The sequence below is a fragment of the Ahrensia marina genome (assembly GCF_042140245.1).
Taxonomy (GTDB): Bacteria; Pseudomonadota; Alphaproteobacteria; order Rhizobiales; family MH13; genus MH13.
The window spans coordinates 3,558,416-3,573,599 of the sequence record NZ_CP159483.1 but is presented as its reverse complement, the minus strand read 5'-3'; the positions used below and the strand labels follow the sequence as shown (position 1 = coordinate 3,573,599).

The following is a 15,184-nucleotide window of genomic DNA, read 5'->3' as shown; positions in this document are numbered from 1 at the left end:
CGCTGACGTGGTGTCAGCGACCCTTGATGCGCTTGAACGCGCTTGTTTGTTCCGTCAAAGCCACTTCGGTCGGCAGGCGTTCCATAGAGGATGCGCCATAAAAGCCGTGGCAGGTTTGCGAGTTCTTGAGCACGTAGTCGGCATCATCGGGCATGGCGACCGGGCCGCCATGCACCAGGATGATCGCATCCTTATTCACTTTGAGCGCGCCTTCGGCCCACTCATCAACAAGGCCGGGGCACTGCTCGAGCGTGACGGCTGTGTCAGCGCCAATGGCACCGCCGGTGGTGAGGCCCAGATGAACCACGATCACATCCGCGCCTGCCTTGGCCATGGCTTCAGCAGTTTCGGGACTGAACACATAGGGCGTCGTCAGCATGTCGCGTTCGGCTGCCAGCTTGACCATGTCGACCTCGTGGCCGAAGCCCATGCCAGTCTCTTCCAGGTTGACCCGGAAGGTGCCATCGATCAGTCCAACAGTTGGAAAGTTCTGGACGCCGGAGAAGCCAACGCGCTTCAACTCATCAAGAAAAACCGGCATCAAGCGAAAGGGATCGGTAGCACATACACCTGCAAGAACGGGCGTGTTCTTGACCACTGGTAGCACTTCACCAGCCATCTCCATAACAACCGCATTGGCATCGCCATAAGGCATGAGGCCTGCCAGGCTACCACGACCGGCCATGCGGTAGCGCCCGGAGTTGTAGATCACGATGAGGTCGATACCGCCTGCTTCTTCGCATTTGGCGGACAGACCAGTGCCTGCACCGCCACCAATGATAGGCTCGCCAGCGGCGATCATGGCGCGGAATCTCTCTAAAATTTGATGTCGGGGGATCATCGGCTTGCTTGCTTTCCTCGTACGGGCCGACCGCCATGCAGCGCCCGATAGGCGCTAACAAGTGTGTCGGCGAAGGCTGGGTCATTGATGTGGTGAGGCACGGTAATTAGCTGACGATTGTTGGTAGCGCGCACCGTGCTTTTGAGGGCGTTGAACAACGCCGCTGTAGCGGCAGGATTATGGAAAGGTTGGCCTGGAGCATCGAGTGCCGAAACGCCGCCTTCGGTCAGGAAGAAGCGCACCGGCCCCTCCATCTCGTTGAGGCGACCGCCGATCCATTGGCCGATCTGCGTGCACTCTTCCGGCGTTGTGCGCATGAGCGTCACCTGCGGATTGTGCTCGTAAAAAGTCCGTCCTTTGAACTGATCTGGCACAGTGTCAGGCGCGCCGAAGTTGACCATATCGGTTGCACCAACTGAACCAATGTAAGGCAAGCGTGTGCGGATAACGGCGCCGAAGCGATCTTCCGTCGCCGGGAAGACGCCACCAACTAACATGTCGCAAATCTCGGTGGTCGTGGTGTCGATCACGCCAGTGATCTTGGCGGAATCGATGAGTTTCTCCATCGACCGACCGCCAATGCCCGTGGCGTGAAAAACCAGGCAATCCACGTCATCGCCCATACGCGCCACCACTTGCTGCACGCATGGCGTTGTGACGCCGAACATGGTGAGGCCAACCGCGGGTTTTGCAACAGCTTTCTGTATTCGGTTTGCTGCAGCTTGGCGGCGGGCCTTCACCATGCCAACCATGGCGTTGGCAGCGTTGCCGAGCACTTCCTCGGTGAGAACGTTGAGTCCCTGAACATCAGCCACCGCATGCATCATGGTGATGTCCGACGGACCAATGTATTGAGACACCTGCCCTGACGCGACCGTCGACACGATCAGCTTGGGCACGCCCACCGGTAGCGCTCGCATGGCCGGAGACACCATAGCTGTGCCGCCAGACCCGCCTGCAGACAGGATACCTGCAATGCCTGACTGACGCTCAATCCAGCGCTCAAAGGCCTGCACCATGCCTGCCACTGACGTACCGCGATCACCGGTGAACACTCCAGAAGCACCACGTGGATGGAAGGCTGCAATCTGATGGGCTGGAACCTCGGCGCCCGAATGCCCACCGGATGTCGACAGGTCGGCCATGCGCACCGGTACACCAGCAGCGCGGATGATATCGCGCATGTAGCGCAGTTCATCGCCTTTTGTGTCCAGAGTGCCAGCCACTAGCACTACGCTTTCACCTGGCGATGTGAGCGGTCTGATCTCAACTTGCGCAACGCTTGTACTGGTTGGCGTCGAGGCTGTGACAACGCGGGCTAAACGCTCCAGTTGATCAACGGGAACGGGTTTTGACCAGCGGTTGGGAATGGTCGGATTGGAATTGTAAATCTTGGTCGCATGCGGCGCAGGTGCATGTCCGGTATCGCTTGCCGACGCACCACTCACGGGGGCATCAGGCTCAGGCGTGTCATCATGCGCGTGACGGCCAACTCCCAGCAATCTCTGCTGCAGATCACGGTCGGCGGCCAACGCTGCGGCAGGCGCCATGCGTGCCACGCGGCCATTGACCATGATGGCCACTTCGTCGGCCACTGCGCAGGCGACGCCGATGTTTTGCTCAATTACGAGCACTTCCATGTCGCCTTCTTCGCCGAGACGCAGAAGCATCTCCTCAACCTGATCGACGATAACCGGTGCCAGCCCCTCGGTTGGCTCATCCATCACCAGAAGCTGGGGGTTCAGCAGAAGTGCGCGTGAGATCGCGAGCATCTGTTGCTCGCCACCGGACAGCTGACCACCGCCATTGCTTTTGCGTTCGGCAAGGCGAGGGAAGGTGGCGTAAACCCGCTCCACGGTCCAATTCCCGCCTTTTGTGGCAACCATTTTTAGGTGCTCATCCACCGAAAGGGTGGGCCACAGGCGACGGCCCTGCGGCACATAACCAATACCCATGCGAGAGATGTCGGTTGGGTCTTTGCCAACAAGTGATTGACCACCAAAACTGATGGAGCCGCTGGCGACCGGCACCAGGCCCATGATCGCCTTGCACAACGTCGTTTTGCCCATGCCGTTGCGGCCAACGACTGAGAGCACACCAGAGTCCAGTTTCAGGTCCACGCCCTGCAGCGCGTGCGAGGCGCCGTAGTAGACATTGAGCCCCTTAATTTCGAGGGCTGCTGGGCCGCGGCGGTTATCCATCGCCATCACGCGTGACCCCCATCTTCCCCATGCCCAAGATAGAGAGCCTGAACCTCAGGATCGTTTTCGATTTCCTCCGGCGTTCCTTCCTTGAAGACCCTGCCATTGTGCATCATGGTGACGCTTTCAGCCACGCGCAGCGCAACGTCCATGTCATGCTCAATGATCACATAGCCAATGTGGCTGGGCAGGGATGTGAGGATGTTGATGAGTTCGGCGCGCTCTGTCGGTGAAAGGCCAGCGGCAGGTTCATCAAACAGAATAAGGCGCGGCGCACCGGCAAGTGCCAGCGCGATCTCTAGTTGGCGCTGCTGACCATAACTCAACTCTGATACAAGCGCATCGCTGACCTCGGTGAGGTTCACCGCCTCAATCAGTTCAGCGACGCGAACCCGCAGCGCATCATTGTGACGGGTGCGTACCAAAGAGAAGCGACCACGCGATGCGCCACGACAGGCGAGATAAACATTGTCGTTGACGCTTAGACCGCCGAACAGGAGGCTGATCTGATAGGTGCGGCGCAAACCGCGACGGATCCGCTCATAGGCGGGGAAGTTGGAAACATCCTCGCCAAACAGGCGAATTGTGCCGCTGGTTGGAAAGAAGTCACCGGTAACGCAGTTGAAAAGCGTTGTTTTCCCTGCACCGTTCGACCCGAGAACAGCACGGCGTTCGCCTGATCCAACGGTCAAGGTGATATCGGAAATGGCTGCGAGCGCGCCAAACATCTTCGTAACGCCACGCAACTCCAATGCATTGCCCGAACTGACCGAGCTCATGCGTTCGGCACTATCTGGAACCGCAAGCACGTTCATGACTCATCGCTCCCGGTGAGCGGATCACGGCGCTTGCGGCGACGTTCTTGCCAGCGGTCCCAAAGGCCGAGAACACCGTCCGGCGAAAAGAACACAATAGCAAGGAAGCCAAGGCCGATAAGCAGATTAAACCGCTCAGCTGATAGCCCGACAGAGAATAAGAAGTCTGGCGCAAAGGTGCTGAGCACCACGTAGATGATCGCCCCAATAAAGGCCCCGATAGGGCGGCCAATGCCACCGATCACGGCAATGACAAGAATGTCGATGACAGCGGGAATGCCTGCCGTTCCTGGCGCGACCTGCGCGTTCTGCCAAACCAGCAAGATACCACCCACAGCGGCAATAATGCTGGCAAAGGTGTACGCCGCAATGCGGTGGGCAACGACATTGTATCCCAGCGCCGCCATGCGCCGAGGGTTGTCGCGGATGCCCTGCAGTACCAGCCCAAAAGGCGCGCGTGCCACATACACAACGGCCAAGTAGGCCAGAAATGCGCAGCCCAATGTGAGATAGTAGAAGGGCATCGGCTCACGCCAATCCACACCAAAAAGCTGCGGGGGCACCACCAGATTGAACCCGGTATAACCATTGAAAATAGTGTAGTTCTGGCGCGTGAAGTAGAAAAACGCTGACGCAATCGCCAACGTGATCATGATGGTGTAGATGCCCTCGGTGCGAACGGCGAGCGCGCCGACAAGGGTGCCAAAAACAGTCGCGATCAGTATCGCCAGCGGGATGTTGATCCACCAAGGCATACCCAGCGACAGATCGGCAATGCCAGAGACGCCAAAAATGGCCACCATGTAGCCAGCCATTGCTGCGACTGACATCTGGATGAGGCTCACCATGCCGCCATAGCCAGCAAGGAACATGAGCGACAACGCGATCATGCCGAGAATGAACGTCCAACCAAACACCTGAAAGAGCACAAAGTCGTTGGCGATAACCGGCATGAAGAGGAGCACCAAAGCAACGACCCAAGCCGATGCTGGTACACGCTCCCACGAACTCTGTGCGCCGGTCGAGCGCTCACGGTTTGAAGTCCTGTCTGTGTTGCCGGTCACCGCCATAGCCTAGCGCGAGCTCCCCAGCAGACCCTGTGGACGGAAGGCAAGCACGACGGCCATGATCAAGAAGGTGAAGACCACCGAATAGGTGGGTGCATAAATCAGCCCCAACTGTTCCGACAGACCGATAATCAACGCGCCGATGGCCGCGCCTGGAATGGATCCCATCCCCCCGACGATGACCACGACAAGCGAGGCAAGTAGGAAGCGCGTATCCTCACCGGGACTGAGCGATTGGAAGGTGCCACCAACAATGCCAGCAACACCGGCAAGGCCGGCTCCGAAAGCAAACACGCCCAGAAAGATGTATTGAATACGCACCCCTGAGGCGGCCAGCATTTCGCGGTCATCGACCCCAGCGCGCACGAACATTCCAAGGCGTGTTTTGTTGAGCAGAAGCCACATGCCTACGCCGATAACGATGGCGGCAAATAGGATCGCAATACGCACAGCTGGGTAGCGCAGGTAAACAATCTCACCTGTATCGCGAATGGATGAGATGACTGGAATGGTGGCTGGGCCGGAGAGCCAGTCTGGCGCGAAGATCGTGTAGCTCTGGCCACCCCAATACCAAAGCATGAGATCAGCAAGAACGACCGAGATTCCGATCGTCACCATGGTCTGCCGCAGGTCTTCCCCGTCCATGCGGCGAAACACTTGATGCTGCAAGACGATGCCGAGCAAAGCGACGATCACAAAGACGACCGGAAAGGCCAGCAACCAAGAACCGGTGAACTCGGAGATTTCAAATCCGAGGTACCCGCCCAACAGATACAAAGAGCCGTGCGCCAAGTTGACGTTGCGCATAAGCCCGAAAATCAGGGTGAAACCAGAGGCAACAAGGAAGTAGAGCGCGCCAAGCGTTATGCCGCCAAAAATGGCATTGAGAAAGATGCGCTTGCGGCCAAGCACCTCTTCCAGCCCTGGAGGCCAGGGCGCAAAAATCAGCCACAACACCACCGCTGCTGCAAGCAGAATGATCAGGGACCAGATAGGACGTCGGGATGCAAAAGCGATCATCGGCGCGGCGTTCTCCTTTGGGGCGAAGCTAGCGCGGTGGTTGGACAGGGGGCATACCCGACAGTCTGTTGATTGCGCTTTTGGTCGGCAAAAGATCGCTCCACCAGGCTTGCTTCACGCATTGCCATGTTGGAGATGGTTTCAATTGTGCGCCGCACCCAGGAAAAGGTGGTAAGCCCGTGAATTTGCGCGTTTTGTCAGCGGCTGGGTTAAGCCGTGTGCAAATGATCAGAAGGTGGCAGCAGCATCAATCGACTGCACGGAACGGCGATAATTGGATGGTGGAACCACGCCGTTAGAGATGAAAAAGCGTGAGAAGCTGGCCTGGCTTGAGAAGCCTAGATCGAGGCCGATGTCAGACACCGGAGCTTGTGTGGCGCTCAGCTGTTCAATCGCTCGCTCCATCCGCAAAGCGTTGAGGTAAAGGTTCGGTGTGAGTCCAATCTGGTTGCGAAACAGCTTGTAGAAATGTGGGCGAGACAGACCGACTTCGCGTGCGATGAAGTTCAACTCGAACTCACCACCCAGGTTGCGCTGTATAAGACGCACGGCATTGCGAATACGAAAATCAGGAGCCGCACCGGTCGGCCCTGTGAAGGACGAGCCTTTTTCAGTCCACTGCCAAGATTGATCATAAGCTGCCTGGGTCAGCGTACACAAACGATCTTCAAGCAGAGGATCATCCATATCGTGATCCAGCATAACCCGAGCCGTTTCAGCGACGAGGCGAGCCAGATGATCGGTCACCTCGATACCTGGGCGCCCGAACCGCATGGAAGCGGACACTTGGCGTGCAACCTCCAAGAACCAGCCAGGTCGGATGTAAAGCACAAGCGCCAATGTGGGCGCGCTGTAGTCCAAAGGCTCGTAGTAATGCGCTTGCCAGGGGCTCACCGCCACGGCCTGGCCTGGAGAAATCGGCGAGGAACGATCTTCGGTCACCATTTGACCAGCAGGACCTGCGACATGGAAAATAAGGTGGCCTTCACGGTGTCCGTGTGGCGCCATCTTCTTATCCATCGAGTACAGGCAGACGCGTCCGAATGCGCCATGAAAGACAGCAATGGCTGTGCTCATTGTTTCCACCCTTTCAGCATTCTTATGATGCTTTAACTTTTTTAAGTAGGTTCCCTTAGCGCGTGGGGAAGGTCAAGGTTGTTTCTCTCGAATGCGCGTTTAGAGCGCTTGATCTAGCAGTGTGCGATAGTCCGCCTGCGTTGCGTGACGGGGGTTGGTTAGGTTGGCCGGATCTGCCGCAGCGCGCTCTGCAACATAATCGAGCCGCGCGGAATCGATCTTCAGACTGGTGAGTGTCTCCGGCAATCCCAGGCGACTGCTCATGGCGGACAGTGCGTCCACCACGTGCTTCTGGCCGGGCAGGGCCATGGCTTCCACGATCCGCTCATACTGGTTGCCGACGGCCGGCGCATTGAAGGCAAGAACGGGGCGCATCACCGCTGGGTGCAGTCGCCCGTGGGCCAAGCTGATATCGCAAGCCGTTTGTGTCGCCCGCGCCAGAGCTTCCACGCCGCCCAGACCTTTCTGCGAAGCAAGGCCTGCATTAAGCGCCACGGCCAACAGTTCACGATGAGCATCCAGATTGCCGTGCTCGGCAACCGCTTGTTCCAAAAACAACGCAGAGCGACGAATGCCCTCCAAAGCTATGCCATCAGCCGGCGGGTTGTATGCGGTGGCCAAAAAGGCCTCAACGCAGTTGGTCAAAGCACTGAACCCGTTGGCAGCCAGCGTCTGCTTGTCCGCATCCAATGTCATGGTTGCATCACACAGAATGGCAGCCGGCAGAGCGGCCGTCCTGGGTTTGGTGATGCCGGGCATGTGAACAGGTCCAAGGCCTACATTGGCCACGGTGGTGGGGATAGCGATCATGGGGTGGGAGCGGTGGCCAGTGTTTTTGGCGGCCAGAAGACGGCCAAAATCCATCGCTGTTTTGCCGCCTATACTGATGATGGAATCACACTCGCCAGCACTCAGCACTTGGGTGGCCGCGTTGAGTCGGTCGGCGGTCACACTGTGAGGCAATTTGGGGAAGGATGTCAGCACAACGCTGTGCGCCATTGCATCTTCGATGCGGGCCAGCGTTTGCTCGTGTCGGCCATCGGCATCGGTGAGCAGAAGCGGTCGTCGAGTCGCGAGCCTGCGCATGGCTTCGGGCAAAGCATCTTCCAGCACCCCGTCGGCGAAGTGGACGCGGGTAAGAAAGGTGATCAATGACATTCTCGGTCCCTCCCCAATGACTCAGATCTCTTGTCGGATCTGTTGAAGGCTTAGGTGGTAGGAGACAGGTCGTCGGTTGGCCTGCTTAGTGGTGCAGACGGCTCGCTTTGGGCAGTTTGGTGAAGGCGCGTAGCCATCGCGTGGTGTGTGGACAAAAGCAACAAGGCCGAGCACATGCCCGGCCTTGTCTTCAGCTTCTTAAGGTTAGCCAGCGCCACCAAGTGCAGCGCAGTCTGGTGTGTCACGTGATGGGAGTCCCATCGCCCGGAACTCTTCAGGTGTCATACCCAGTGTTTGGTTCACACCTTCCTGCGTGGCCATCAGCTGGTTGGTCAAACCACCTTCACCATCTTCAACAACCTCGTTGATGAACACAGTGCCCGTTGCTTGACGGTTCTCATTCAGCTCGACAACACCAAGCGGTGTTTCCAGCGAAAGTGCTCCCAGCGCTGCTTGGAAAGCTGCCTGATCACCGCTCAGATCGCCATCCACTTCGTTGATTGCTTCGATGGCGGCAAGAGCGGCCACATAGTAGCCGACACCGAACAGTGATGGAGCAGGAAAGCGCTCATCTTCGGGGAAGGCATCTTGATAGCGCTGAACATAGCTGGTCCAGGCTTCATCGGTGTTATCGACCGCAAGTGGTCCAGAGGTTGGTGTGCCAATCAACGCATCTTTGGCGCGCCCTCGCGATGTGAGAACCGTTTGGTCGGCCATAATGGTACCGCCAATCAGGTTCGTGTCGCTACCAGCCTGCTGATACTGGTTGAGGAAGTTGATGGCATCTGTGCCACCCACGCCCAAGTAAATCGCATCAACATCATCTGGCAGAGCCGCGATCACGCCGCCAAAGTCTGAGGAGCCAAGCGGCACCCAGAAACGTTCGGCAATCTCACCGCCAGCGCGGCAGAAATCGACGGCAAAACCGAGGAAGTTGGTATAACCGAACGAGTAGTCAGCAGCGACGGTAGCGACGCGAGTCCAACCTTTTTCTTCAACAACGTAGGTGCCCAGGCCGGCACCCCATTGGGCACCATCCAGATTGAAGCGGAAGAAGTTGTCAGCTGGATCAACCCAGGTCGTTTCCAAAGCACCGGAAATGCCGTTGATGATCGTGATATCAGGCACCGTTTTTGCGTAGTCGCGCAGTGCAATGCCTTCAGAGCCTGACAGTGGGCCAAGAATGATGTCCACGTCATCCTGTTCGACCAGTTTACGAGCTTGACGCACGGCGGTGTCAGGCGTCGTGTCGGATGGAGCAACAACATACTCGATGGTGCGCCCGCCAGCTTCAAAGCCAACTTCTTGCAACGCCATTTCAACATTGCGCACGCCATCGGCGCCGCCTTCGGCAAAGGCGCCTTCCAGGGCAACCAAAATGCCAATGCGAATGGGCTCATCCTGAGAGACAGCAACGGCTGGAATGGAAACTGACGCGGCCAAAACGGCTGCAAAGAGTGCCTTTTTCATGGGTATCCTCCCTATGCACAGAGCAGGCTGATCTTATTGTGGTCGCCGAATTTGCCGCCTGCTGCCAAGCATCCAGCAACTGACCAAACAGTAAGCGAGCTCATACGCTGCAGCGATGACCTGAGGTTTTCCGCAATACCCTACGGTCTCTTTAATGGCTGTGTCTTAGCGGCTAATTGGCCCGTCACGGCTTACAGGTTGAGGCGTGCTTCACCCGTTCTTGGCGACACTGGCCGTGTAACCAATCAAACGGGACGGGGAACCTGTTACCTAGGCCTTTGTCAGCTGGTACCATCCACCTCGACATCGCTTTGTCGATGTTGCGCGGATTGGCCTGGCCTCACTGGGATTTCGTCGTAAAGGCCCGCATGCTTTCAAGCGTGTCTTCAAACGATACGATACCAGCATCCGAACCAAGACCGCTGGCGACCAAGGCAGCAGAGGCTTGGGCGAACGCAAGTGCTTCCTCTGGCGACATTTTGTGGTGCAATGCGCAGATGAACCCCGCATCAAAGGCGTCGCCGCAGCCGGTAGTGTCAACGACATCAATCTCGTAGGCTGGCTTGTGTAGACGGGTGCCATCAGTATGAGCGTAGTAGGCGCCATCACCGCCGAGTGTGAAGACGCAGCATGTCGCTCCCTTGCTGAGATAATGGTCGGCACAGGCCTGCGGTGTGCCGCAGCCTGACATGTCCATCGCCTCCTCGATCGAAGGCATGAAATAGTCGATGAATGGCAGCATCGGATCGACGATTGCTGCCGTTTCCGCTGTCGCGGCGATCAGATCAAACGTTGTTGTGCAGCCGCGTTTTTTGGCCTCTTCGAGAAGAATGCGGCTCGGCTCTCCGTCGAGCTTGCGCAACAGGCCTGTGCCGCCCAAATGGACAATCGGCGCTTCAAACACCTTCTCATACATCGCTGGCGGCAGGTCGAAATGGTCGGATGCGCCGCGCATATGCAGGGCAGGGCGCTCGCCGTTTGGTCGGACATTCAAAATGGTGGCAGAGGTCGGTACGCCCTCCAAGCGCTGCATGGTCGACGTATCAATGCCAAACCCGTCGAGCGTGGAAATCACCCAATCAGCTTTTTCATCATTGCCAACGGCACCGACTGCTAGGCTCTTAAGTCCCAGCTTGGCCGTATCAACAACTGTCCCTCCTGCGGTGCCAGCGACAGTCAGACGGATTTCATCGATAAACTCGACATTGCCTCCGTCGGGGATTTTGGTCACAGGGCAACCAAGCACATCGAGAATGTAGAGCCCGACCACCGAAACATCATGCGCCATAGTCATTATCTCCTTAAGTGACGCGAACGCCATCTTCGAACACGAGCAGGTCCTCCGGTGGGAACCCGATGTGAATGGTGTCTTGCGCGCGTAGATTTGGCAGCGCGCCCGTTTTGAGCTTTACCGTTTCGCTGGCCACACTGAGCCGTGCCAGAAGCTGACCCGCAATACCGACAATGCAGTCTTCTACCTTGGCTTCGACCGAACCCTTAAAGGGCTCGGTGCGGGCCAGAAGTTGCTCTGGGCGAATGCCCAAGCGAACCTTTCCCGCACCAAGTTTGGCCGGTGCATCAAGCGGTTCAGGCAGCAGCGGAGAGACGAGCCCCGCTTCTGTCCGTTGCGCGGGAATGAAGTTCATGCCTGGATTGCCGAGGAACCAACCGCCAAACTCACTGGCTGGTTTCTGGTACAGCGCAGTGGGGCCATCATATTGGATGATGCTACCGTCCTTCATGAGAGCGATCTTGTCAGCAAGCGTCATCGCCTCGGTCTGATCGTGTGTCACGTAGACTGCCGTCTGCTTCAGTCTGCGGCTAATCTCTTTGAAGGTTCGGATCAGAGTGAGCTTGGCATTGACCTCAACATTGGTGGTCGGCTCATCGAACAAAACCACTTTCGTTTGACGTGCCACCGAGCGTCCCACGGCAACTTTCTGGCGGGAGCCGGCGTCTAACTCATCAATGTAGGCGTCGGCACGGTGTGCAAGATCAATCACATCGAGCACCTCATCTACCCGCTTTTTACGTTCAGCAGCTGAGAGGCTGCGGTCACGTTTCAAAGGCAAAGCGATGTTCTCGCGAACAGACAGCGTCTGATACATAACAGGGTACTGGAACACCATGCCGATGTTGCGCCGCCGTGGACGTAGGTTCGTCACATCACGCCCATCAATGATGATCCTGCCTTCGGTTGGCGTTTCGAGCCCTGCAATCATCCGCATCAAGGTTGTCTTGCCGCAACCTGAAGGGCCGAGCAAACAGGCCGTTTCGCCATCGGCGAAGGTGAGTGTCAGGTTGTCGACAGCGGTGAAACTACCAAAGCGTTTGGTGACCCCGTCGATGACAATGCCAGCTTCGCTCATTGCGCGGCCTCCCCAAGCGCGGCATCGGTGTTGAGACGCTTTCCGTTTGCGCTATCGAAGAAGACGAACGCGTGCGGGTCAACGCTGACTGTAACACTGTCGCCTTCCTTGGCCGCTCGCGAACCGTCAGTGGCGATGGCCATTGTCAGGTCGTGGCCTTCAGCTTGAAGATAAATGACCTCTTCTCCCCCCAGCTCTTCAATAAGCTGGACGGTCGCTGTCGCGTTCAAAAAGCCAGCTTCTTGGCCGAACGAAAGGGCTTCTGGACGAAGACCCACAAACGATGCCTCCTCCGGAGCACCGTGAAGCTCAAACGGTCCAACGTGGACTTTGCCGTTCTCCCGCGAGACTGGAAGCATGTTGGCTTTGGGAAAGCCGACCAGTTCCATCGATCGGCGGTGGGTCGGTGCATTGTAAACGTCGAACACATCGCCTTTTTGCACCACCGCACCCTGATCAAGCACGACAAGTTTCTCTGCCATCGTCAGCGCTTCCAGGCTGTCGGACGTGGTGTAAAGAAAGGTGGCTTTGAGGTCTTGCTGAATGGCTTTGAGCTCATCCATCAGGCGCTCGCGCAGCTTGTAGTCGAGGCCAACGAGCGGATCGTCTAGAAGGAAGATGTCCGTCTCCTTGAGCAAGCCACGCGCAACCGCGGTGCGCTGCTTCTCGCCACCAGAAAGTTGATCGGGTGTTTTATCGAGCAAGTGTGTGATCGCCAGTACGCCAGCTGCCCAATCGACCCGTTTGGCGATCTCTGACGAAGGGCGTTTGGCAAGTTGCAGTGGATAGCCGATGTTCGCGCGCACGGTCAGATGAGGGTAGAGCGCGAAACTCTGTGGAACATAGCCAACCGCGCGTTCGGCGGCTCGTGTGCTGGTGATGTCGATACCATTGAGCGTCATTGTGCCGGCATCGGCGGTCTCCAACCCAACCAGCAGCCGCAAAAGGACCGATTTTCCGCAGCCTGTCGGCCCGCACATGACGGTAAAGCTGCCTTCCTCGACCGTGAGATCAAGGTCGTTGAGAACTTCATTGGTGCCGTAGCTTTTGCTGAGTCCCGTAACTGAAATCGACATCAGCGCCCCAACTGGCTGAGCACGGGAACCAGAGCGATACCGATGCCAAAAACGACAGCCACAATGGACAAGATGATCGCTATCCGCACCAAGCCCTGCCGCCAGGGGATGTCGCGCGGAATGTTACCGACTGCGATCTGCAAAAATGTGCACGTCACCAGCACCACCAACCCTAATTGAATGAACTCGAAAAACTGAATTGGTGTGAAAGCAATCAACGCGATACCGAGCACCATCCCGATGATGAGAAGGCTTTCGGCACGCTCCTGAAAGGTCTTTTGCATCCGTGCCATCAAACTTCTCCTCGCACTGTGCCGAAGGTCATGCCGGCCAAGAGGTACTTCTGGAAGAGGTAGATGAAGGCAACTGGTGGTAGAATGTAGATTGAGGTGAGGGCAGCGATAAACGTCCAGTTGAGGCCGCCATCGGAATAGGTGCCGACAGCCAGGGCGTAGGGGATGTTTTGCGTTTGGACACCGCCGATCACGAAGTTGAACAGGAACTCGTTCCAAACGAAGATCAGATTGAAGATGAAGGCCGCGATCAGGCCAGGCTTAACTTGCGGGAGCACAACCTTAAAGATGACGTGAAACCAAGAGCCGCCATTGGCCAGACCGGTTTCATCGAAGCGCACCGATACGCCGTCCAGAAAGCCCTTCAAAATCCAAACGGAAAAAGGGATGGAGAACATCGCGTAAAAAAGCACCAGCGGAATGTGCTGATCCTTCCAGCCGAAATTGGCGAACATCAAGAACACCGGCAAGATAACCGCAGGGCCGGGCAGCATGCGGATCGAAAGGAGGATGAACATCAAGAAGTTCGTCCCCTTCGGTTTGAACCGTGAGAAGCAGAAAGCTGCTAGGAATGAGACCAACACGGCAATCACCACAGCGCTCAGCGACATGACGATGGAATTGCCAAGCTGTTGCAGGAAGTTTTGGTTCTCTGTGAACAGCTCGATGTAATTGTCCAAAGTCGGCGTGAAGATCAGCGTCGGTGGTGTGGCCAGAATTTCCTCGCGCGTTTTGAACGAGGACATGATGATCCAGGCGACTGGCGTGAAGAACATAAGGGAAACGCACCACAGCAAGGTGTAGTAGGCGCCGCGTCGAAAACGATCTGACATTATGAACGCTCCTTTCGACGACGCAGATTCAGCACGTGGATGAACACTGATGTCATGGCGATGGAAATCAGAAGAAGCAGCACCGCATACGCCGACGACCAGCCCATATTGAAACTTTGAAATGCTTGTTTGTTGAGCTCGACAGCCACCAGGCGCGTTTGCTGTCCCGGCCCGCCGTTCGTCATGGGGATAATGAGATCGAGCGTTTTGAAGCTGTCGATGGTCCGCAAGAGCATGCCAAGCATCAAGATGAACTTGCCGTGATGCCAAACAATCAGGCGCAGCTGTTCAAACCAGGTCAGTCGATCGACCTCGGCTGCTTCCAATTCCGCCTTGGGCACTGAGCCAAGTGCGGCAAGCGTCATCAACGTCATGAACGGCGTCCACATCCAGCAATCCACCGCCAGGACCGCCCAGTAGGCGAAGGTCGGGTCGCCTAGGAAGTTGATTGGTTCGGTCACGCCAAACAGACCCATCAGTGCATTGAGTGCGCCAAAGGTGGGATCATAGATGAACCGCCAAAAGGTTCCGGTGGCGACCGGAGTTAGCACCATAGGTGTGAACAGCAAGGTGAGCGCGATGCGCCGACCAGGCATGTTCTTTGAGCCCCAGAACAGAAAGCCCAACAGAACGCCAAGCAGTGTTTGCAGCGACACCGCAAAAGCGACGAAGATGAAGGTGCGGGACAAATCTCCCCAGATACCGTTGCGGTTGAAGAAGATGTTGACGAAGTTGGTGAAACCGACAAACTCCGGCGGCATTCCTGACGTCAGTGAGTAGTTGTAAAATGACAACCCCAGCAGCCAGAGTGTCGGGATCGTGTTGAACACGATGAAAAAAGCAAGCACCGGTGCCAGCAGCAGAAACACCAAGGTGCGCCGGTCGTTGAGGAATTGAGACGGCTGCGCCATGTGCGACCAAGAATCCTAAACTTGTGTAAGCGCTAGTAGCGCATCAGCGGGAT

General features: G+C 57.0%; 14 protein-coding genes. All 14 read right to left on the bottom strand.

Going from position 1 to position 15,184, the window contains the following annotated elements; translation table 11 throughout:
- Positions 1-13: 13 nt before the first annotated feature.
- Complete coding sequence (locus ABWH92_RS17290) at positions 14-841, bottom strand: phosphoenolpyruvate hydrolase family protein (RefSeq protein WP_375570504.1); 828 nt, start codon at positions 839-841, stop codon at positions 14-16.
- Positions 838-3,042, bottom strand: a complete 2,205-nt coding sequence (locus ABWH92_RS17285; RefSeq protein ID WP_375574280.1) for an ABC transporter permease — start codon at positions 3,040-3,042, stop codon at positions 838-840. Before ABWH92_RS17285 ends, ABWH92_RS17290 begins: the two co-directional genes overlap by 4 nt.
- A 5-nt stretch (positions 3,043-3,047) precedes the next feature.
- Positions 3,048-3,857, bottom strand: a complete 810-nt coding sequence (locus ABWH92_RS17280) for an ABC transporter ATP-binding protein (RefSeq protein ID WP_375570503.1) — start codon at positions 3,855-3,857, stop codon at positions 3,048-3,050.
- Positions 3,854-4,921, bottom strand: a complete 1,068-nt coding sequence (locus ABWH92_RS17275; RefSeq protein ID WP_375570501.1) for a branched-chain amino acid ABC transporter permease — start codon at positions 4,919-4,921, stop codon at positions 3,854-3,856. The genes ABWH92_RS17280 and ABWH92_RS17275 overlap by 4 nt, the downstream gene beginning before the upstream one ends.
- A 9-nt stretch (positions 4,922-4,930) precedes the next feature.
- Entirely contained in the window at positions 4,931-5,944 is a 1,014-nt protein-coding gene (locus tag ABWH92_RS17270; RefSeq protein WP_375570499.1) for a branched-chain amino acid ABC transporter permease, read from the bottom strand.
- Between the two features lie 228 nt (positions 5,945-6,172).
- A complete protein-coding gene (locus ABWH92_RS17265) occupies positions 6,173-7,021 on the bottom strand; it encodes an AraC family transcriptional regulator (protein ID WP_375570497.1) in 849 nt (282 codons plus the stop codon).
- Positions 7,022-7,120: 99 nt separating this feature from the next.
- Entirely contained in the window at positions 7,121-8,179 is a 1,059-nt protein-coding gene (locus ABWH92_RS17260) for an iron-containing alcohol dehydrogenase (RefSeq protein WP_375570495.1), read from the bottom strand.
- A gap of 204 nt (positions 8,180-8,383) precedes the next feature.
- Positions 8,384-9,649 carry an ABC transporter substrate-binding protein gene (locus ABWH92_RS17255; RefSeq protein WP_375570493.1) on the bottom strand — a complete coding sequence of 422 codons (1,266 nt, stop codon included), beginning with the start codon at positions 9,647-9,649 and terminating at the stop codon, positions 8,384-8,386.
- 340 nt (positions 9,650-9,989) lie between these two features.
- Positions 9,990-10,937, bottom strand: coding sequence for a carbohydrate kinase family protein (locus ABWH92_RS17250; RefSeq protein WP_375570491.1), 948 nt, complete (start codon positions 10,935-10,937; stop codon positions 9,990-9,992).
- A gap of 13 nt (positions 10,938-10,950) precedes the next feature.
- Positions 10,951-12,018, bottom strand: a complete 1,068-nt coding sequence (locus tag ABWH92_RS17245; RefSeq protein WP_375570489.1) for an ABC transporter ATP-binding protein — start codon at positions 12,016-12,018, stop codon at positions 10,951-10,953.
- Positions 12,015-13,094: an ABC transporter ATP-binding protein gene (locus tag ABWH92_RS17240; protein WP_375570487.1), complete on the bottom strand. Its 1,080-nt coding sequence runs from the start codon at positions 13,092-13,094 to the stop codon at positions 12,015-12,017. Before ABWH92_RS17240 ends, ABWH92_RS17245 begins: the two co-directional genes overlap by 4 nt.
- Positions 13,094-13,387, bottom strand: coding sequence for a hypothetical protein (locus tag ABWH92_RS17235; protein ID WP_375570485.1), 294 nt, complete (start codon positions 13,385-13,387; stop codon positions 13,094-13,096). The genes ABWH92_RS17240 and ABWH92_RS17235 overlap by 1 nt, the downstream gene beginning before the upstream one ends.
- Positions 13,387-14,220: a carbohydrate ABC transporter permease gene (locus tag ABWH92_RS17230; RefSeq protein WP_375570483.1), complete on the bottom strand. Its 834-nt coding sequence runs from the start codon at positions 14,218-14,220 to the stop codon at positions 13,387-13,389. Before ABWH92_RS17230 ends, ABWH92_RS17235 begins: the two co-directional genes overlap by 1 nt.
- Complete coding sequence (locus ABWH92_RS17225) at positions 14,220-15,131, bottom strand: carbohydrate ABC transporter permease (RefSeq protein WP_375570481.1); 912 nt, start codon at positions 15,129-15,131, stop codon at positions 14,220-14,222. The genes ABWH92_RS17230 and ABWH92_RS17225 overlap by 1 nt, the downstream gene beginning before the upstream one ends.
- Positions 15,132-15,184: the final 53 nt, after the last annotated feature.

Coding starts and splice junctions, on each gene's coding strand:
- ABWH92_RS17240 (WP_375570487.1), bottom strand. CDS start 13,094: ATGTCGATTTCAGTTACGGGACTCAGCAAAAGCTACGGCACCAATGAA.
- ABWH92_RS17235 (WP_375570485.1), bottom strand. CDS start 13,387: ATGGCACGGATGCAAAAGACCTTTCAGGAGCGTGCCGAAAGCCTTCTC.
- ABWH92_RS17250 (WP_375570491.1), bottom strand. CDS start 10,937: ATGGCGCATGATGTTTCGGTGGTCGGGCTCTACATTCTCGATGTGCTT.
- ABWH92_RS17270 (WP_375570499.1), bottom strand. CDS start 5,944: ATGATCGCTTTTGCATCCCGACGTCCTATCTGGTCCCTGATCATTCTG.
- ABWH92_RS17280 (WP_375570503.1), bottom strand. CDS start 3,857: ATGAACGTGCTTGCGGTTCCAGATAGTGCCGAACGCATGAGCTCGGTC.
- ABWH92_RS17260 (WP_375570495.1), bottom strand. CDS start 8,179: ATGTCATTGATCACCTTTCTTACCCGCGTCCACTTCGCCGACGGGGTG.
- ABWH92_RS17265 (WP_375570497.1), bottom strand. CDS start 7,021: ATGAGCACAGCCATTGCTGTCTTTCATGGCGCATTCGGACGCGTCTGC.
- ABWH92_RS17230 (WP_375570483.1), bottom strand. CDS start 14,220: ATGTCAGATCGTTTTCGACGCGGCGCCTACTACACCTTGCTGTGGTGC.
- ABWH92_RS17285 (WP_375574280.1), bottom strand. CDS start 3,042: ATGGATAACCGCCGCGGCCCAGCAGCCCTCGAAATTAAGGGGCTCAAT.
- ABWH92_RS17255 (WP_375570493.1), bottom strand. CDS start 9,649: ATGAAAAAGGCACTCTTTGCAGCCGTTTTGGCCGCGTCAGTTTCCATT.
- ABWH92_RS17290 (WP_375570504.1), bottom strand. CDS start 841: ATGATCCCCCGACATCAAATTTTAGAGAGATTCCGCGCCATGATCGCC.
- ABWH92_RS17245 (WP_375570489.1), bottom strand. CDS start 12,018: ATGAGCGAAGCTGGCATTGTCATCGACGGGGTCACCAAACGCTTTGGT.
- ABWH92_RS17225 (WP_375570481.1), bottom strand. CDS start 15,131: ATGGCGCAGCCGTCTCAATTCCTCAACGACCGGCGCACCTTGGTGTTT.